The organism is Cedecea neteri (assembly GCF_000758325.1).
GTDB lineage: Bacteria > Pseudomonadota > Gammaproteobacteria > Enterobacterales > Enterobacteriaceae > Cedecea > Cedecea neteri_B.
In genome coordinates, this window is sequence record NZ_CP009459.1 from 1,980,738 (window position 1) to 1,998,570 (window position 17,833).

General features: G+C 52.6%; 16 protein-coding genes, 2 tRNA genes and 3 rRNA genes. 12 read left to right on the plus strand and 9 right to left on the minus strand.

The features are described from left to right. Positions 1-6: 6 nt before the first annotated feature. Positions 7-1,314 carry a tRNA lysidine(34) synthetase TilS gene (gene tilS, locus LH86_RS09325; protein ID WP_039300558.1) on the plus strand — a complete coding sequence of 436 codons (1,308 nt, stop codon included), beginning with the start codon at positions 7-9 and terminating at the stop codon, positions 1,312-1,314. Beyond that, positions 1,311-1,622, plus strand: a complete 312-nt coding sequence (locus LH86_RS09330; RefSeq protein ID WP_039300561.1) for a c-type cytochrome — start codon at positions 1,311-1,313, stop codon at positions 1,620-1,622. Before tilS ends, LH86_RS09330 begins: the two co-directional genes overlap by 4 nt. A gap of 55 nt (positions 1,623-1,677) precedes the next feature. Here the strand turns inward: LH86_RS09330 and rof are convergent, their stop codons facing one another. Beyond that, positions 1,678-1,938: a Rho-binding antiterminator gene (gene rof, locus LH86_RS09335; protein WP_008456962.1), complete on the minus strand. Its 261-nt coding sequence runs from the start codon at positions 1,936-1,938 to the stop codon at positions 1,678-1,680. Continuing rightward, positions 1,925-2,125 carry a YaeP family protein gene (locus LH86_RS09340; protein WP_008456963.1) on the minus strand — a complete coding sequence of 67 codons (201 nt, stop codon included), beginning with the start codon at positions 2,123-2,125 and terminating at the stop codon, positions 1,925-1,927. Before LH86_RS09340 ends, rof begins: the two co-directional genes overlap by 14 nt. Positions 2,126-2,323: 198 nt before the next feature. Between LH86_RS09340 and LH86_RS09345 the strand changes: the two genes are divergently transcribed. Genes LH86_RS09345 through nlpE form a run of 3 tightly spaced genes read left to right on the plus strand, consistent with a single transcriptional unit; the run spans position 2,324 to position 4,011 of the window. Then, positions 2,324-2,866 carry a YaeQ family protein gene (locus tag LH86_RS09345; RefSeq protein WP_008456965.1) on the plus strand — a complete coding sequence of 181 codons (543 nt, stop codon included), beginning with the start codon at positions 2,324-2,326 and terminating at the stop codon, positions 2,864-2,866. Next, positions 2,863-3,285, plus strand: coding sequence for an alternative ribosome rescue aminoacyl-tRNA hydrolase ArfB (gene arfB / locus LH86_RS09350; protein ID WP_008456967.1), 423 nt, complete (start codon positions 2,863-2,865; stop codon positions 3,283-3,285). Before LH86_RS09345 ends, arfB begins: the two co-directional genes overlap by 4 nt. Before the next feature lie 36 nt (positions 3,286-3,321). Beyond that, positions 3,322-4,011 (plus strand): envelope stress response activation lipoprotein NlpE, encoded by a 690-nt coding sequence (gene nlpE, locus LH86_RS09355; protein ID WP_039300564.1) that lies wholly within the window; start codon positions 3,322-3,324, stop codon positions 4,009-4,011. A gap of 48 nt (positions 4,012-4,059) precedes the next feature. Here nlpE and proS read toward each other — a convergent pair whose 3' ends face one another. The 6 genes from proS to metN all read right to left on the minus strand — a co-directional run bounded on the left by proS (position 4,060) and on the right by metN (position 9,634). Next, positions 4,060-5,778: a proline--tRNA ligase gene (gene proS, locus LH86_RS09360; protein WP_039306036.1), complete on the minus strand. Its 1,719-nt coding sequence runs from the start codon at positions 5,776-5,778 to the stop codon at positions 4,060-4,062. A gap of 110 nt (positions 5,779-5,888) precedes the next feature. Beyond that, complete coding sequence (gene tsaA, locus LH86_RS09365; RefSeq protein ID WP_039300567.1) at positions 5,889-6,596, minus strand: tRNA (N6-threonylcarbamoyladenosine(37)-N6)-methyltransferase TrmO; 708 nt, start codon at positions 6,594-6,596, stop codon at positions 5,889-5,891. Next, positions 6,593-6,997 (minus strand): Rcs stress response system protein RcsF, encoded by a 405-nt coding sequence (gene rcsF / locus LH86_RS09370; RefSeq protein ID WP_039300569.1) that lies wholly within the window; start codon positions 6,995-6,997, stop codon positions 6,593-6,595. The genes tsaA and rcsF overlap by 4 nt, the downstream gene beginning before the upstream one ends. A gap of 113 nt (positions 6,998-7,110) precedes the next feature. Then, on the minus strand, positions 7,111-7,926 hold the full coding sequence (locus LH86_RS09375; RefSeq protein ID WP_008456978.1) for a MetQ/NlpA family lipoprotein: 816 nt from the start codon (positions 7,924-7,926) through the stop codon (positions 7,111-7,113). A gap of 30 nt (positions 7,927-7,956) precedes the next feature. Beyond that, positions 7,957-8,610, minus strand: coding sequence for a methionine ABC transporter permease MetI (locus LH86_RS09380; RefSeq protein ID WP_039300572.1), 654 nt, complete (start codon positions 8,608-8,610; stop codon positions 7,957-7,959). After that, positions 8,603-9,634 (minus strand): methionine ABC transporter ATP-binding protein MetN, encoded by a 1,032-nt coding sequence (metN, locus tag LH86_RS09385; protein ID WP_039300575.1) that lies wholly within the window; start codon positions 9,632-9,634, stop codon positions 8,603-8,605. Before metN ends, LH86_RS09380 begins: the two co-directional genes overlap by 8 nt. Before the next feature lie 188 nt (positions 9,635-9,822). Here metN and gmhB point away from each other — a divergent pair, with 188 nt between their 5' ends. From gmhB to dkgB, 7 genes are all read left to right on the plus strand, one after another. Continuing rightward, on the plus strand, positions 9,823-10,389 hold the full coding sequence (gene gmhB / locus LH86_RS09390) for a D-glycero-beta-D-manno-heptose 1,7-bisphosphate 7-phosphatase (protein WP_039300577.1): 567 nt from the start codon (positions 9,823-9,825) through the stop codon (positions 10,387-10,389). 372 nt (positions 10,390-10,761) lie between these two features. Continuing rightward, positions 10,762-12,301: ribosomal RNA gene (locus LH86_RS09395) — 16S ribosomal RNA — on the plus strand. Positions 12,302-12,386: 85 nt separating this feature from the next. After that, positions 12,387-12,462, plus strand: a tRNA-Glu gene (locus LH86_RS09400). A 221-nt stretch (positions 12,463-12,683) separates the two neighbouring features. Then, positions 12,684-15,589 (plus strand): 23S ribosomal RNA (locus tag LH86_RS09405). 94 nt (positions 15,590-15,683) lie between these two features. Next, positions 15,684-15,799 (plus strand): 5S ribosomal RNA (rrf, locus tag LH86_RS09410). The 16S, 23S and 5S rRNA genes sit together here with 2 tRNA genes alongside, the layout of an rRNA operon. A 55-nt stretch (positions 15,800-15,854) precedes the next feature. Beyond that, a tRNA-Asp gene (locus LH86_RS09415) sits at positions 15,855-15,931 on the plus strand. Positions 15,932-16,106: 175 nt separating this feature from the next. Next, on the plus strand, positions 16,107-16,913 hold the full coding sequence (gene dkgB, locus LH86_RS09420) for a 2,5-didehydrogluconate reductase DkgB (RefSeq protein WP_039300580.1): 807 nt from the start codon (positions 16,107-16,109) through the stop codon (positions 16,911-16,913). A gap of 6 nt (positions 16,914-16,919) precedes the next feature. Here the strand turns inward: dkgB and yafC are convergent, their stop codons facing one another. Beyond that, positions 16,920-17,822: a DNA-binding transcriptional regulator YafC gene (yafC, locus tag LH86_RS09425; protein ID WP_039300583.1), complete on the minus strand. Its 903-nt coding sequence runs from the start codon at positions 17,820-17,822 to the stop codon at positions 16,920-16,922. Between the last annotated feature and the right edge of the window lie 11 nt (positions 17,823-17,833).

Genomic DNA, 17,833 nt, shown 5'->3' on the forward strand with positions numbered 1-17,833 from the left:
CGAACTATGACTAGCCGCGAACTTCAGTCTTTTCTGCATCCTCACCGCCAGTTGCTGGTGGCGTTTAGCGGTGGGTTGGATTCGACGGTCCTGCTGCATCAAGCCGTTACCCTGCGAGATACGTTGCAACCCGACCTGCATATCAGGGCGATGCATATCCACCATGGGCTCAGCCCGCGAGCAGACAGCTGGGTGGAACATTGTCGGGCGCTTTGTGATAAATGGCGCGTGTCCTTCGAAGTGGCTTATGTCCGGCTTCCCTCAGGCGGCCAGGGGATTGAAGGGGAGGCAAGGGCGGCTCGCTATCAGGCGCTTTCTAACTCACTTTTGGCAGGCGAAGTGTTGCTGACGGCGCAGCATTTGGACGATCAGTGTGAGACTTTCCTGTTGGCGCTTAAACGCGGCAGCGGCCCGGCCGGGCTGGCGTCGATGCCTGCGATTTTGCCTTTCGGCGACACTTTACTACTGCGTCCGCTGCTGGCAACTTCGCGTGCACAGCTTGAGGAGTGGGCTGACGTTCACCGGCTAAGCTGGATTGAGGACGAAAGCAATCAGGACGATAAGTACGACCGGAATTTCCTGCGTCTGAGAGTCGTTCCTCTGCTGCAGCAAAGATGGCCTCATTTTTCCCGCAGCGTTGCCCGTAGCGCAGATTTATGCGGCGAGCAGGAGCAACTCCTTGATGAGCTGCTTGCAGAACAGCTGAGTAACTTGATGTCATCCGAGGGCACGCTGCATATTGAGCCGATGCGGACGATGAGCGAGGCTCGGCGATTTGCTCTGCTGCGGCGCTGGCTCTCCTTGCATCGCGCTGCGATGCCGTCCCGGGCTTCTCTTCAACGTTTGTGGCAGGAAGTCGCCTTAAGTCGGGAAGATGCCAATCCTCGCCTTCGTCTGGGCGAACATGAAATCAGGCGTTTTCAGGGGGAACTGTATTGGGTTCCGCTGCTGAACGTCGATCGGGAAAAAAGCTATTTATGGCCTGCGCCTTATCGCCCCCTGAATCTTCCGGGGCTGGGAATGATTTCGCTTAGCGAGAAGGGAATGGCGATGCGTGCGCCAGAAGAGGGCGAAATTGTTAGCCTGCGTTTTAAGGCTTCAGGTTTACTGTATATTGTCGGCCGTGATAAAGGGCGAACGCTGAAAAAAATCTGGCAGGAATTGCGCATTCCGCCATGGGAACGAGACGCCACGCCGCTGTTGTTTTATGGCGAGAAACTTATCGCTGCGCCGGGCATTTTTGTCACTCGAGAAGGGCAAACTACGGAACATTCATGCTGGCACATAGACTGGCAAAAGGGAGTTGAGCAATGAAAAAAGTCGTACTGCTGCTTGGGCTGATGGCCTGCAGTTTACCTGTTCTGGCGAAAGGCGATGCTCAGGCTGGAGAAGCAAAGGCCATGACCTGCGTTGCCTGCCATGGCATGAGCGGAAAAGCCTCTGCGCCGCTGTACCCGAACATAGGTGGGCAAAGCGAAGCCTATCTCGAACACTCGCTTCAGGCTTACAAAAAAGGCGAACGGAGTGGCGGGCAGGCAGAAATCATGAAGGCTTACGTCAGCGGGCTTTCAGACGAGGATATCTCTAACTTAGCGGCCTACTACGCCTCAATGAAGCCCTAAACAAAACGGGCAGCCTCGATAGCTGCCCGTTTTGTTTGAGATGGGGTGACCAGATTTATTCGACGCTCACCACGATAGTGCCGATTTCGGGGTGGCTAAAGCTGTTAATTTTATCGAGGCGTAACTCACGCGTAGCGCCGGCGTTATCGACAACCAGGTATTCGACGTTTTTACGAGAAACCAGATCGCTCGCTTTGGCTTTCAAAACCTCCCCGTCTTTTAACTCCAGCGTCAGTAACAAATGATGCTGGCAGGCGAGCTCGAGATTGTCATAATCATCACAGTTGATGGGTTGATACGCATCATTCATTGACATAATCGCTCACCAGTAAGTTCGCGGCAGCATAAGCCGCCTGTTCCCTGACCGACTCCGAGACGGCCTCGCTGGAGGCAACTTCGTTCAGAGCCTTCAATACGCATCCTAAGGCATCAGGAATATAGCCTAAATCACCGCTGGCAATTTCCGCGTAGCGTTGCCGAACTAATTCACAATACTTTTCCACATACCCTCCTCTCAGAGTCCCGACTTCAGACCTACTCGTGGGGTCAAGTCTAAGCCTACGAAGATAAACTCTGTTTAGCAAGGTGACTATACCACAGCAATGTAACCGATATCAGCCACGCAAATATACCCGTCATACACAGAGCCGAAGATACGTTATTTCGCTACAATAGCGCGCAATTGTGTATGGAGAAGTGTGATGGCGTTAAAAGCGACAATTTATAAGGCGACGGTGAATGTGGCCGATCTCGATCGTAATCGGTTTCTGGACAGCAGCCTGACGCTGGCGCGTCATCCTTCGGAAACGCAGGAACGCATGATGCTGCGCCTGCTGGCATGGATTAAATATGCGGATGAGCGCCTTGAGTTTACCCGAGGATTAAGCGCTGAAGACGAGCCGGAAATCTGGCGTAAGAACGATCACCTTGGCATTGATTTATGGGTAGAACTAGGGTTACCGGAAGAACGTAGGGTGAAAAAAGCCTGCAGCCAGTCGGCCGAGGTGGCATTGTTTACCTATAATAGTCGGGCGGCGGAAATTTGGTGGCAGCAAAACCAGACCCGCCTGAGCCAGTTTAAAAACCTGTCCATCTGGTATCTGGATGACGCACAGCTGGCGAAGCTAAGTGAGTTTGGCACGCGCACCATGAACCTGCAGGCGACGATTCAGGATGGCGCAATCTGGCTGTCCGACAGCGAGAATAATCTGGAAATTCACTTTACGGCCTGGCTGCAACAATGATTTCCGTGTCGCGAACGGTAGTTATCCCGGACAATGAAGTCACGATTACCGCGATTCGCGCCCAGGGGGCTGGCGGGCAGCATGTGAATAAAACCTCAACGGCTATTCATTTGCGCTTTGATATCCCTGCCTCTAGCCTGCCAGAGTCGTATAAGATACGTCTGCTGGCGGTAAGCCACCATTTGATCACGCCTGAAGGCGTGGTGGTGATTAAAGCCCAGGAATACCGAAGCCAGGAGATGAACCGTGAAGCGGCGGTGGCTCGCCTGGTTTCACTGATACAAGAACTCACCGTAGTGCAGAAGAGCCGCCGCGCCACAAAGCCGACGCGGGCTTCTAAAGAGCGGCGTCTGGCCTCAAAGGCGCAGAAATCGACAACCAAAGCACTACGCGGCAAAGTTCGTCGCCATCCGGAGTAGCGGCGAACGTTAGGACAACGGCATAAGGAATAAAGCATGAAGAAGAGTCTTCTGGCTGCGCTGGCAGCGCTCAGCCTGTTCACGCTATTTGGCTGTAATAATCGTACGGAAACGCAAACTTTGATCCCGGCTCAGGCGGCGGAGCTGAAACCGATGCAGCAGAGCTATCGCGGCGTAGTGCCGTGTGCGGATTGTGAAGGGATTGAAACCTCGCTGTTCCTGGAAAAGGACGGCACCTGGGTGATGAATCAAACTTACCAGGGTAAAGGAGCCTCATTTGCCAGCTACGGTAAATGGGCACGCACTGCCGATAAGCTGGTCTTAACCGACAGCGAAGGCGAAAAGCAATATTTCCACCCTAAGGGTGACAGCCTGGTGATGCTGGATCGCGAAGGTAATCCTATTGATTCGCAGTTCAACTACACGCTAAAAGCGGTGGATGCGAAGCTGCCGTCAACGCCAATGCCGATGAAAGGCAAGTATAAATACATGGCTGACGCGGCAACATTCCAGGACTGTGCGACCGGTAAAACCTTTACCGTCGCGGATAACGCCGAGCTGGAAAGAGCCTATGCGGCAGCGCGCGGCAAGAACAGCGCGCCAATCCTACTGGTGGTAGAAGGGCACTTTACGCTGCAGGCTTCTCCAGACAGCGGAGAGCTGCAAAAAGCGCTGGTGGCCGATAAGGGCGCGAAGTTTAAGCCCGGCAAAGAGTGTAACGACTAAAACGAAAAAGCCCTGCAAATGCAGGGCTTTTTTATTCTCAACGGCGAATTAGCCTTTGATCTGCTTTACCAGGAAATCAACGATCTCGTTGGTTTTGATCATCTGCTTCTCACCGGCACGGCGATGTTTGTATTCGATCTCTTCGTTGTCGAGATTGCGGTCGCCGATAACGATAGTGTGAGGAATACCAATTAGCTCCATGTCGGCAAACATCACGCCTGGACGCTCTTTACGATCGTCCAGCAGCACGTCGATACCCTGCGCACGCAGCGTGGTATACAGCTCTTCAGCCAGCTGCTGCACGCGGAATGACTTGTGCATGTTCATTGGCAGAATTGCAACGTGGAACGGCGCGATAGCGTCCGGCCACAGAATACCGCGGTCGTCAAAGTTCTGTTCAATCGCAGCCGCGACCACGCGGGTAACACCGATACCATAGCAACCCATAGTCAGCGTCTGGTTACGACCATCTTCACCCTGAACGGCGGCTTTCAGCGCTTCAGAGTACTTGGTACCCAACTGGAAGATGTGACCCACTTCGATGCCGCGCTTGATCATCAAGGTGCCTTTGCCGTCCGGGCTTGGATCGCCGGCCACAACGTTACGGATATCAGCAACTTCCGGCAGCGCAACATCGCGTTCCCAGTTAATGCCGATAAAGTGTTTGCCGTCGATGTTTGCGCCTGCGGCGAAATCGCTCATCGCGGCGACGCTGCGATCAACCACAACCGGAACCGGCAGGTTGATTGGGCCCAGGGAACCAGGACCAGCTTTCACGATATCGCGAATTTCTTGTTCAGTGGCGAAAGTCAGCGGGCTTGCTACCTGCGGCAGTTTCTCAGCTTTCACTTCGTTCAGCTCGTGATCGCCACGAACCAGCAAAGCAACCAGCGGATAAGCGCTGCCTTCGGTAGCTTTCACCAGCAGGGTCTTAACCGTTTTCTCGACTGGCAGGTTGAACTGCTCAACCAGCTCGGCGATGGTTTTGGCATTCGGGGTGTCGATCTGGCTCATTTCAGCGGTTGGCGCTGCGCGGCCTGCTGCCGGTGCTAAAGCTTCAGCGAACTCGATGTTTGCCGCATAGTCTGAGCTGTCAGAGAAGATCACATCATCTTCACCGCTTTGGGCCAGCACCTGGAACTCATGGGAGGCGCTGCCACCAATAGAACCGGTATCTGCCTGCACGGCGCGGAAATCCAGACCCATGCGTGAGAAGATCTTGCTGTAAGCCTCATACATCTTGTCGTAGGTTTCCTGCAGGGATTCCTGAGACGTATGGAACGAGTAGGCGTCTTTCATCAGGAATTCACGGGAACGCATCACGCCAAAGCGTGGGCGCACTTCGTCCCGGAATTTGGTCTGGATCTGGAACAGATTCAGCGGCAGCTGCTTGTAGGAGCTGAGCTCGTTACGAATCAGGTCGGTGATCACTTCTTCGTGGGTTGGACCCAGGACGAAAGGACGTTCGCCACGGTCAACAAAGCGCAGCAGCTCCGGGCCGTATTGCTCCCAACGTCCACTCTCCTGCCACAGGTCGGCGGGTTGAACCACCGGCATGCACATTTCGATAGCACCGGCGTTGTTCATTTCTTCACGCACGATGTTTTCGACTTTCTTCAGGACGCGCAAACCGGTCGGCAGCCAGGTGTATAAACCGGAGGCCAGCTTGCGGATCATCCCGGCGCGCAGCATCAGCTGGTGGCTGACTACTTCAGCGTCGGCAGGTGTCTCCTTCAGAGTGGAGAGCAGATATTGGCTAGTACGCATGTTGTTACGGTTCCATTTGAACGGCAGAGCGCAGGCCACCGGCGGCCTGCTTCAAAAAAAGTGGTTTAGTTTACCAGTGTGGCAGAGATGTCAAAAGAGAGAGGGCTAAATTAACTCGTTTCGAGGGCGAACACTTCAAAACCGTGTTCTGTGACGCGCCAGCGAACGTTAAAGTCCAGCAGCAGAACGGCATAAGTTTTCCCGACATCCTCACCTTTACGATAGGCAGGACGAGGGTCCTGAGCAAGCACCTGGCCAATAAAGCGCGCAAGATGCGGATAGCGTTTTTCCAGCCCGGTTAACTGATGCTGCATTTCTGGCGTAAAAGTCACAGGCATGTCTGCCTGTGGAGCCTGCTGTGCATAGCCAGCACGTGCGTCCGGCACGGCTTCTGCAAAAGGCAGGTACGGTTTGATATCCACAATGGGCGTACCATCCACCAAATCCAGACTACCGAGCTGCAAGATCACTTCGTCTTTCTGGCAACGAATACCTTTAAGCTCAACCAGCGACATGCCGATTGGATTCGGGCGAAACGTTGAACGCGTAGCAAACACGCCCATTCGCGCGTTTCCGCCAAGCCGGGGAGGTCGCACGGTTGGGCGCCAGCCGCCTTCCATCGTTTGATGAAAGACAAACAGCAGCCACAGGTGGCTAAACTCTTCCAGCCCACGAACGGCATCGGCCTGGTTGTAAGGCGCGAGCAGATGCAGTTCACCGCCGCCGTCTTTGACCAGACCAGGCTGACGCGGGACGGCGAACTTTTCTTTATAAGGGGAGCGAATAACGCCTATTTGTGCAAATTGAAAGGGGGTCATTGCGCCGAAACTTGCAGCGCGGAGCCAACGCAAACAGCCTGGCGGTAGCACCCCGGCGTGCCTGTGGTGATGTCGCAGCTGTGCTGCAGCACGGCGTTGGCTTTCATTTTAGAGGCATTAATCTGCATGCGTTTACGTGCGGTCGGGATATTCGGTGGAGAATCCTGATTGCTTGCCTGGCAAGACTCGCCGTTGACTTCGCCTAAATCACGGAAGGGTTTACCCACTAAGTCTTCTGCGTTGGTGTAGATTCTGACCGGAACAGGGCGAGGCGCTTTCGGTTTCTCTGTTTCTGTCTTCGGCGCAGCAGCCGTGCTTTGGACGGGTTCTACTGGGGATCTGCTTAGCATTGAACAGCCGCTCAGCGCGAAGGCTAATAAACAGATCGGTAAAGCACGCATAATATTTCCTCAATGAATGTAAAACGGGGAACATTGAAGCAAGCTCGAACCAAAATAACAAGGCGGGCTTGCGCCCGCCTTTAATTATTTACGTAAAACTGAAGAATGGAAACTTACCAGCCTTTAACCGCGCCGCCGTTAAAGACTTTGTTAGCCGCTTCGTTCACTTCGTCAGACTGGTAGGCCTGAACGAATTTCTTCACGTTTTCTGCATCTTTGTTGTCTTCACGAGAAACGATCAGGTTCACGTAAGGAGAGTTTTTGTCTTCAACGAAGATACCGTCTTTCGCTGGCGTCAGACCAATCTGGCTGGCGTAAGTGGTGTTGATGATAGCCAGAGCAATCTGCGCGTCGTCAAGAGAGCGCGGCAGCTGCGGTGCTTCCAGCTCAACCAGCTTCAGATTTTTCGGGTTCTCGGTGACATCCAGCACGGTTGGCAGCAGACCAACGCCGTCTTTCAGTTTGATCAGACCTTCTTTCTGCAGCAGCAGCAGAGAACGGCCGAGGTTAGTTGGGTCGTTTGGCAGTGCTACCTGAGAACCCGGCTGCAGTTCAGCCAGTGATTTGATTTTTTTAGAGTAGCCGGCAATCGGATAAACAAAAGTATTGCCTACGGAAACCAGTTTATAACCACGATCTTTGATCTGCTGATCCAGGTAAGGTTTGTGCTGGAAGGCGTTAACGTCGATATCGCCTTTGCTGAGCGCTTCGTTTGGCAGGACATAGTCGGTAAAGGTCACCAGCTCGACATCGAGGCCATACTTCTCTTTAGCCACTTTCTGAGCCACTTCCGCAACCTGCTGCTCAGCGCCAGCAATGACGCCGACTTTAATGTGGTTTGGATCTTTTTCTTCCTGACCGCAACCCACCAGGGCCAGAGAGCCAATCAGAGCGCCGACCGCGGCGAACGTTTTAAAGTTAAAAGCCATGTCCTTTTCCTTGTATGAATGCAGTTGTGTTTATTTGTGTGTAACAGCCCGGACGATACGATCGCCAGAGAATTGAATTAAGTAAACCAGTACGACCAGAAGAACCAGCACGGTATTCATGACTGTAGCGTTGTAACCGATGTACCCATACTGATACCCAATCTGCCCCAGACCACCGGCACCGACGGCACCGCCCATAGCAGAATAGCCCACTAAAGTAATAAGGGTAATGGTCGCGGCATTAACCAGGCCTGGAAGCGCTTCTGGAAGCAGTACCTTGCGAATGATTTGCAGCGGCGTGGCGCCCATCGCGCGTGAAGCTTCAATCAAGCCGGTTGGGATTTCCAGCAGGGCGTTTTCAACCATACGCGCAATAAACGGCGCGGCACCGACGGTTAACGGGACGATCGCTGCCTGCAGACCTATGGAGGTTCCCACAATCGCGCGAGTAAACGGAATCATCCATACCAGTAAGATAATGAATGGAATGGAGCGGAAAATATTTACCAGGGCAGAAATACTGCGGTAGAGCTTCGCGTTGGCGCTGATTTGCCCTGGGCGAGTGATGTATAGCAGCACGCCCACCGGCAGGCCAATCACAAATCCGAAGAAACCGGAAACAAAGGTCATGGTCAGCGTTTCATATACGCCGCGTACCAGTAACCAAATCATTGCTTCAGACATAACCCAGCACCTCTACTTTCACGTGTTGCTCCTGCAGCCAGGCAATAGCCGCTTGCGTATCTTTTGGCTCGCCGTGCATTTCGCACAGCATGATGCCGAATTTCACGCCACCGGCATAATCCATCTGCGCGCTAATAATGTTGCTGTTCACGTTGAAGGTACGTGCTGTTTCTGAGAGAAGTGGGGCATCGACCGACTGGCCAGTAAACTCCAGGCGTAATAAAGGTACAGCGCTCTCTTTACGCTCTGCGCTCAGGCGCTGGGCGTAATCTTCCGGCACGTCGAGGTGCAGAGTGGACTGAATAAACTGCTGCGCCAGAGGTGTTTTAGGATGGGAGAACACTTCGCTCACCGTATCCTGCTCAATAAGCTCGCCGTTGCTGATCACGGCCACGCAGTCACAAATACGTTTGACCACATCCATTTCGTGGGTGATGAGCAGAATGGTCAGGCCCAGGCGGCGGTTAATGTCTTTCAGTAGCTCCAGAATGGAACGGGTCGTGGCTGGGTCCAGCGCGCTGGTGGCTTCGTCGCACAGCAGGACCTTTGGGTTGCTGGCGAGCGCACGAGCAATCGCGACGCGTTGCTTTTGACCGCCGGAAAGGTTTGCAGGCCAGGCATCGTGCTTTTCACCTAAACCCACTAAGTCCAGCAGCTCGGTAACGCGACGCTTAATCTCTTCTTTTGGCGTGTTATCCAGTTCAAGTGGCAGTGCAACGTTACCGAAAACGGTACGCGAAGAGAGCAGGTTGAAGTGCTGGAAGATCATGCCAATCTGGCGGCGAGCTTTGGTTAACTGGGTTTCAGAAAGCGTTGTCAGGTCCTGGCCGCCAACCAGAACTGAGCCCTGAGTTGGGCGCTCAAGCAGGTTTACACAACGGATAAGGGTGCTTTTCCCCGCACCGGACGCGCCAATCACGCCATAAATTTGCCCGGCGGGCACGTGCAGGCTGACATTATTCAATGCCTGTATGCTGCGGTTGCCCTGCTGGAACACCTTGGTGATATTTGAAAGTTTAATCATTGAGTTATTTATTATCGTATATGTATTAGCCGTGGAATTTTCTGCTACCGGTAACCAAAGTTACCGTAATCGATATGGATGTTAAGGCATCCAGACGTCTAAATCAATCAGCGAGTGAAGGACTGTTCTCTCCTTATTAGTAAATCATGCGATACTAAGCGCAATTAACCCGTTTCAGGAGTTCTCAAGTGGCACAGTCCGTATCCGCTATTTTTCTTGACCGCGATGGCACCATTAATGTCGATCATGGCTATGTATATGAAGTTGACCGATTCGAGTTTATTGATGGTGTTATAGAAGCAATGCGCGAATTAAAAGAGATGGGCTTTGCTCTGGTGCTGGTGACTAACCAGTCCGGCATTGCGCGCGGGATGTTCACTGAGGCCGATTTTGAAAATTTGACCGAATGGATGGACTGGTCGCTGGCGGACCGTGGCGTCGATCTCGACGGCATCTATTATTGCCCGCATCACCCTGATGGCAGCGTGAAAGAGTTTAGCCAGACTTGTGATTGCCGCAAGCCGCAGCCGGGCATGCTGATTTCTGCTCGGGACTTCCTGCACATCGATATGGCTTCTTCTTATATGGTCGGCGATAAAATTGAAGATATGCAGGCCGGTGCTGCCGCAATGGTGGGGACTAAAGTGCTGGTTCGTACCGGCAAACCTGTGACAGAAGCAGGTGAGGCGGCCGCAGATTTGGTCATTAATAGCCTCGCAGACCTGCCAAAATTCATCAAACAGCGCCAAAAATAAGCGTTTCGATTAAAAAACACGCTATTAGAAAATTTTTTCAAATTAGGGGTTGTCAGGCTCTGAGAACTCCCTATAATGCGCCTCCACTGACACGGCAAAGCGGCTTCGAAAGCGGCTTCACAACCCGGTAGTCAGTCAGACGAAAGCGAAAATAAACGCTTGACTCTGAAAGGGGAAAGCGTATTATACGCCACCTCGAGTTAGCAAGCGAAAGCGCCTGACTCACTGCTCTTTAACAATTTATCAGACAATCTGTGTGGGCACTCGCAGGATTGATATCTCAGCATCTTCGGATGCAAACAAATATCAAGTCTTGAAGAGTGACTACTGATTTTATAAACAGTTTTAATTCTTTGAGCATCAAACACTTTTAAATTGAAGAGTTTGATCATGGCTCAGATTGAACGCTGGCGGCAGGCCTAACACATGCAAGTCGAGCGGTAGCACAGGGAGCTTGCTCCTAGGTGACGAGCGGCGGACGGGTGAGTAATGTCTGGGGATCTGCCTGATGGAGGGGGATAACTACTGGAAACGGTAGCTAATACCGCATAACGTCGCAAGACCAAAGAGGGGGACCTTCGGGCCTCTTGCCATCAGATGAACCCAGATGGGATTAGCTAGTAGGTGGGGTAATGGCTCACCTAGGCGACGATCCCTAGCTGGTCTGAGAGGATGACCAGCCACACTGGAACTGAGACACGGTCCAGACTCCTACGGGAGGCAGCAGTGGGGAATATTGCACAATGGGCGCAAGCCTGATGCAGCCATGCCGCGTGTATGAAGAAGGCCTTCGGGTTGTAAAGTACTTTCAGCGAGGAGGAAGGCGTTAAGGTTAATAACCTTAGCGATTGACGTTACTCGCAGAAGAAGCACCGGCTAACTCCGTGCCAGCAGCCGCGGTAATACGGAGGGTGCAAGCGTTAATCGGAATTACTGGGCGTAAAGCGCACGCAGGCGGTTTGTTAAGTCGGATGTGAAATCCCCGGGCTCAACCTGGGAACTGCATTCGAAACTGGCAAGCTTGAGTCTTGTAGAGGGGGGTAGAATTCCAGGTGTAGCGGTGAAATGCGTAGAGATCTGGAGGAATACCGGTGGCGAAGGCGGCCCCCTGGACAAAGACTGACGCTCAGGTGCGAAAGCGTGGGGAGCAAACAGGATTAGATACCCTGGTAGTCCACGCCGTAAACGATGTCGACTTGGAGGTTGTGCCCTTGAGGCGTGGCTTCCGGAGCTAACGCGTTAAGTCGACCGCCTGGGGAGTACGGCCGCAAGGTTAAAACTCAAATGAATTGACGGGGGCCCGCACAAGCGGTGGAGCATGTGGTTTAATTCGATGCAACGCGAAGAACCTTACCTACTCTTGACATCCAGAGAACTTAGCAGAGATGCTTTGGTGCCTTCGGGAACTCTGAGACAGGTGCTGCATGGCTGTCGTCAGCTCGTGTTGTGAAATGTTGGGTTAAGTCCCGCAACGAGCGCAACCCTTATCCTTTGTTGCCAGCGGTTCGGCCGGGAACTCAAAGGAGACTGCCAGTGATAAACTGGAGGAAGGTGGGGATGACGTCAAGTCATCATGGCCCTTACGAGTAGGGCTACACACGTGCTACAATGGCGCATACAAAGAGAAGCGACCTCGCGAGAGCAAGCGGACCTCATAAAGTGCGTCGTAGTCCGGATTGGAGTCTGCAACTCGACTCCATGAAGTCGGAATCGCTAGTAATCGTAGATCAGAATGCTACGGTGAATACGTTCCCGGGCCTTGTACACACCGCCCGTCACACCATGGGAGTGGGTTGCAAAAGAAGTAGGTAGCTTAACCTTCGGGAGGGCGCTTACCACTTTGTGATTCATGACTGGGGTGAAGTCGTAACAAGGTAACCGTAGGGGAACCTGCGGTTGGATCACCTCCTTACCTAATAGATACAACCCGCGTAGTGCTCACACAGATTGTCTGATAGATGTAGAGAAGCAAGGCGTCTTGCGATTGAGACTTCAGTGTCCCCTTCGTCTAGAGGCCCAGGACACCGCCCTTTCACGGCGGTAACAGGGGTTCGAATCCCCTAGGGGACGCCACTTGCTGGTATGTAAGTGAAAGTTGCGTGCCGTTATATCTCAAAGCTGACTTGAAAGAGTCATGTTTGAGATATTTGCTCTTTAACAATCCGGAACAAGCTGAAAATTGAAACGACATGTCGTCTCATTCTTCCGTAATAAAGAATGAGGTTAAGACATGTTCGAGTCTCTCAAATTTTCACAATATCGATTGTGTCTTACGAGACATCTTCGGGTTGTGAGGTTAAGCGACTAAGCGTACACGGTGGATGCCCTGGCAGTCAGAGGCGATGAAGGACGTGCTAATCTGCGATAAGCGTCGGTAAGGTGATATGAACCGTTATAGCCGGCGATTTCCGAATGGGGAAACCCAGTGTGATTCGTCACACTATCATTGCGTGAATACATAGCGTAATGAAGCGAACCGGGGGAACTGAAACATCTAAGTACCCCGAGGAAAAGAAATCAACCGAGATTCCCCCAGTAGCGGCGAGCGAACGGGGAGCAGCCCAGAACCTGAATCAGTTTGTGTGTTAGTGGAAGCGTCTGGAAAGTCGCAGGGTACAGGGTGATACTCCCGTACACTAAAATGCACAAGTTGTGAGTTCGAAGAGTAGGGCGGGACACGTGGTATCCTGTCTGAATATGGGGGGACCATCCTCCAAGGCTAAATACTCCTGACTGACCGATAGTGAACCAGTACCGTGAGGGAAAGGCGAAAAGAACCCCGGCGAGGGGAGTGAAAAAGAACCTGAAACCGTGTACGTACAAGCAGTGGGAGCCTCTTTATGGGGTGACTGCGTACCTTTTGTATAATGGGTCAGCGACTTATATTCTGTAGCAAGGTTAACCGTATAGGGGAGCCGCAGGGAAACCGAGTCTTAACTGGGCGTTAAGTTGCAGGGTATAGACCCGAAACCCGGTGATCTAGCCATGGGCAGGTTGAAGGTTGGGTAACACTAACTGGAGGACCGAACCGACTAATGTTGAAAAATTAGCGGATGACTTGTGGCTGGGGGTGAAAGGCCAATCAAACCGGGAGATAGCTGGTTCTCCCCGAAAGCTATTTAGGTAGCGCCTCGTGAACTCATCTTCGGGGGTAGAGCACTGTTTCGGCTAGGGGGCCATCCCGGCTTACCAACCCGATGCAAACTACGAATACCGAAGAATGTTATCACGGGAGACACACGGCGGGTGCTAACGTCCGTCGTGAAGAGGGAAACAACCCAGACCGCCAGCTAAGGTCCCAAAGTCATGGTTAAGTGGGAAACGATGTGGGAAGGCACAGACAGCCAGGATGTTGGCTTAGAAGCAGCCATCATTTAAAGAAAGCGTAATAGCTCACTGGTCGAGTCGGCCTGCGCGGAAGATGTAACGGGGCTAAACCATGCACCGAAGCTGCGGCAGCGACACTATGTGTTGTTGGGTAGGGGAGCGTTCTGTAAGCCGTCGAAGGTGAACTGTGAGGTTTGCTGGAGGTATCAGAAGTGCGAATGCTGACATAAGTAACGATAAAGCGGGTGAAAAGCCCGCTCGCCGGAAGACCAAGGGTTCCTGTCCAACGTTAATCGGGGCAGGGTGAGTCGACCCCTAAGGCGAGGCCGAAAGGCGTAGTCGATGGGAAACAGGTTAATATTCCTGTACTCGGTGTTACTGCGAAGGGGGGACGGAGAAGGCTATGTTAGCCGGGCGACGGTTGTCCCGGTTTAAGCATGTAGGCGGGAAGTTTAGGTAAATCCGGACTTCTGTTAACGCTGAGGTGTGATGACGAGGCACTACGGTGCTGAAGTAACAAATGCCCTGCTTCCAGGAAAAGCCTCTAAGCATCAGGTAACATTGAATCGTACCCCAAACCGACACAGGTGGTCAGGTAGAGAATACCAAGGCGCTTGAGAGAACTCGGGTGAAGGAACTAGGCAAAATGGTGCCGTAACTTCGGGAGAAGGCACGCTGTCGGTAGGTGAAACCCCTTGCGGGTGGAGCTGAAGGCAGTCGAAGATACCAGCTGGCTGCAACTGTTTATTAAAAACACAGCACTGTGCAAACACGAAAGTGGACGTATACGGTGTGACGCCTGCCCGGTGCCGGAAGGTTAATTGATGGGGTTATCCGCAAGGAGAAGCTCTTGATCGAAGCCCCGGTAAACGGCGGCCGTAACTATAACGGTCCTAAGGTAGCGAAATTCCTTGTCGGGTAAGTTCCGACCTGCACGAATGGCGTAATGATGGCCAGGCTGTCTCCACCCGAGACTCAGTGAAATTGAAATCGCTGTGAAGATGCAGTGTACCCGCGGCAAGACGGAAAGACCCCGTGAACCTTTACTATAGCTTGACACTGAACATTGAGCCTTGATGTGTAGGATAGGTGGGAGGCTTTGAAGCGTGGACGCCAGTCTGCGTGGAGCCAACCTTGAAATACCACCCTTTAATGTTTGATGTTCTAACGTAGACCCGTAATCCGGGTTGCGGACAGTGTCTGGTGGGTAGTTTGACTGGGGCGGTCTCCTCCTAAAGCGTAACGGAGGAGCACGAAGGTTAGCTAATCACGGTCGGACATCGTGAGGTTAGTGCAAAGGCATAAGCTAGCTTGACTGCGAGAGTGACGGCTCGAGCAGGTGCGAAAGCAGGTCTTAGTGATCCGGTGGTTCTGAATGGAAGGGCCATCGCTCAACGGATAAAAGGTACTCCGGGGATAACAGGCTGATACCGCCCAAGAGTTCATATCGACGGCGGTGTTTGGCACCTCGATGTCGGCTCATCACATCCTGGGGCTGAAGTAGGTCCCAAGGGTATGGCTGTTCGCCATTTAAAGTGGTACGCGAGCTGGGTTTAGAACGTCGTGAGACAGTTCGGTCCCTATCTGCCGTGGGCGCTGGAGAATTGAGGGGGGCTGCTCCTAGTACGAGAGGACCGGAGTGGACGCATCACTGGTGTTCGGGTTGTCATGCCAATGGCATTGCCCGGTAGCTAAATGCGGAAGAGATAAGCGCTGAAAGCATCTAAGCGCGAAACTTGCCCCGAGATGAGTTCTCCCTGACCCTTTAAGGGTCCTGAAGGAACGTTGAAGACTACGACGTTGATAGGCTGGGTGTGTAAGCGTAGCGATACGTTGAGCTAACCAGTACTAATGATCCGTGAGGCTTAACCTTACAACACCGAAGGTGTTTTTAGAGAGATTTTCAGCTTAGTTCAGGATTAGATTGATGGTTATGCGTGAGCATGACGGTCAATAAACAGAATTTGCCTGGCGGCCGTAGCGCGGTGGTCCCACCTGACCCCATGCCGAACTCAGAAGTGAAACGCCGTAGCGCCGATGGTAGTGTGGGGCCTCCCCATGCGAGAGTAGGGAACTGCCAGGCATCAAATTAAGCAGTAAACCGGAGCAACAAACCGGTAGTTGTAGAAAAATTCGGTGGAGCGGTAGTTCAGTCGGTTAGAATACCTGCCTGTCACGCAGGGGGTCGCGGGTTCGAGTCCCGTCCGTTCCGCCACTTATTTAAGCCCTGAGTCTTAGACTCAGGGCTTTTTTGTATTTAAATTTCATCACGCAGAGCGAGATTGTTGCTGATTTAGCAAAAATCTTCTGCATTTATCTACCTTTTTCATCAAAGTTCTCCCCTGCATACTCAGCCTCATACAAACGCACACCCTATAATGAGGTTAATAATGACAATTCCTGCATTCGGTCTGGGCACTTTCCGCCTGAAAGACGACGTCGTCATCGCATCGGTTAAAACTGCGCTGGAACTGGGCTATCGCACAGTAGACACTGCACAAATCTATGATAATGAAGCGGCCGTTGGCCAGGCCCTGGAAGAAAGCGGTATTCCGCGTGATGAACTGTTTATCACCACCAAAATTTGGATCGAAAATCTGAGCAAGGACAAGCTGATCCCTAGCCTGAAAGAGAGCCTGGCGAAGCTGCGCACTGATTATGTCGATCTGACGCTGATCCACTGGCCATCACCAAACGACGCCGTACCGGTTGCTGAATTTATGCAGGCGCTGTTGTCGGCAAAAGAAGCTGGTCTGACTCGCCAGATTGGGATTTCGAACTTCACGGTTGAGCTGATGCAGCAGGCTATTGACGCTATTGGTGCTGAAAACATTGCGACCAATCAGATTGAGCTCTCTCCCTACCTGCAAAACCGCACCGTTGTTGAGTGGGCAAAACAACATAACATCCACATCACGTCCTATATGACGCTGGCGTATGGTAAGGCACTGGCGGATGAAACAATTGGCCGTATTGCACAGGAACATCAGGCCACGCCTGCACAGGTAATTCTGGCGTGGGCGATGGCTCTGGATTACGCAGTCATTCCTTCTTCTACTAAACGCGAGAATCTTGAAAGCAACCTGCTGGCACGGAACCTGAAGCTGGATGCCGAAGACATGGCGGCCATTGCTGCTCTGGAATGCAATGACCGCCTGGTGAGCCCGGAAGGCCTGGCACCAAAGTGGGATAACTGATCCTGATTACGGCCCTTCATGGGGCCGTTTTACTGCATCACTCAGAAAATCAATAAATGCACGAATACGTGTACTGACCGCCCGGTCGCTATAATACACCGCGCTGAAAGGCATATTGACCGGCAAAAGCTTATCCGCAAGCACCTCGACAAACTCACCGCTCTCAATCTCTTTATCAATCATAAAATCCGACAGGCAGGCGATGCCATTGCCCGTAAGGCAGAGCTGCTTAAGCGTTTCGCCGCTATTCGATGACAGCCCAGGTGCGATCTCATAAAGCTGCCCATCCGCCTGTGAAACCGGCCAGCGGTTAAGGGATGACGGTTCGGTAAAGCCCAGGCAGACGTGATTCACCAGATCGGCGACAGACTCTGGCGTACCGTGTGCTGCCAGATACTCAGGTGAAGCAATAATCTTGCGATAACTGCTAAAGAGTGGCCGGGCGCGCAAGCTTGAGTCGGTTAAATTGCCCACGCGAATCGCCACATCGACTTTGCGTTCGATGAGGTTAATGAAGGTTTCCGAAGAGACTAGCGAGAGCGTCATTTCCGGGTAGCGTTCGCGGAACGGTTTTATTAGCGGTATCAGTAAATGCAACATTACCGGCGTGGCGGCATCAATGCGCAATAATCCCCGCGGCGTTTGCTTGCTTTCCATCACTTCATTTTCGGCTGCGGCCATCGCCTGCAGAATCTGCTGTACGTTACGGAAGTAACGTTCACCTTCCTCCGTCAGGCTCAACTGCCGAGTTGTGCGGTTGAGCAGGCTTACTCCGAGCTTCATCTCCAATTTTTTAACCGTTCTGCTTACCGCAGAGTTGGCCTGCCCCAGCTGCTCTGCTGCACGGCTGAAGCTCCCGCTTTCTACTACGGCAACGAAAATCGCAAGTTCTTCCGATGTAGCCTTCATTGTTGCTCCAC

Bases quoted from the DNA above. Each gene is read 5' to 3' on its own strand.
- tilS (WP_039300558.1), top strand. From the start codon at position 7: ATGACTAGCCGCGAACTTCAGTCTTTTCTGCATCCTCACCGCCAGTTG.
- LH86_RS09330 (WP_039300561.1), top strand. From the start codon at position 1,311: ATGAAAAAAGTCGTACTGCTGCTTGGGCTGATGGCCTGCAGTTTACCT.
- rof (WP_008456962.1), bottom strand. From the start codon at position 1,938: ATGTCAATGAATGATGCGTATCAACCCATCAACTGTGATGATTATGAC.
- LH86_RS09345 (WP_008456965.1), top strand. From the start codon at position 2,324: ATGGCGTTAAAAGCGACAATTTATAAGGCGACGGTGAATGTGGCCGAT.
- arfB (WP_008456967.1), top strand. From the start codon at position 2,863: ATGATTTCCGTGTCGCGAACGGTAGTTATCCCGGACAATGAAGTCACG.
- nlpE (WP_039300564.1), top strand. From the start codon at position 3,322: ATGAAGAAGAGTCTTCTGGCTGCGCTGGCAGCGCTCAGCCTGTTCACG.
- proS (WP_039306036.1), bottom strand. From the start codon at position 5,778: ATGCGTACTAGCCAATATCTGCTCTCCACTCTGAAGGAGACACCTGCC.
- tsaA (WP_039300567.1), bottom strand. From the start codon at position 6,596: ATGACCCCCTTTCAATTTGCACAAATAGGCGTTATTCGCTCCCCTTAT.
- rcsF (WP_039300569.1), bottom strand. From the start codon at position 6,997: ATGCGTGCTTTACCGATCTGTTTATTAGCCTTCGCGCTGAGCGGCTGT.
- LH86_RS09375 (WP_008456978.1), bottom strand. From the start codon at position 7,926: ATGGCTTTTAACTTTAAAACGTTCGCCGCGGTCGGCGCTCTGATTGGC.
- LH86_RS09380 (WP_039300572.1), bottom strand. From the start codon at position 8,610: ATGTCTGAAGCAATGATTTGGTTACTGGTACGCGGCGTATATGAAACG.
- metN (WP_039300575.1), bottom strand. From the start codon at position 9,634: ATGATTAAACTTTCAAATATCACCAAGGTGTTCCAGCAGGGCAACCGC.
- dkgB (WP_039300580.1), top strand. From the start codon at position 16,107: ATGACAATTCCTGCATTCGGTCTGGGCACTTTCCGCCTGAAAGACGAC.
- yafC (WP_039300583.1), bottom strand. From the start codon at position 17,822: ATGAAGGCTACATCGGAAGAACTTGCGATTTTCGTTGCCGTAGTAGAA.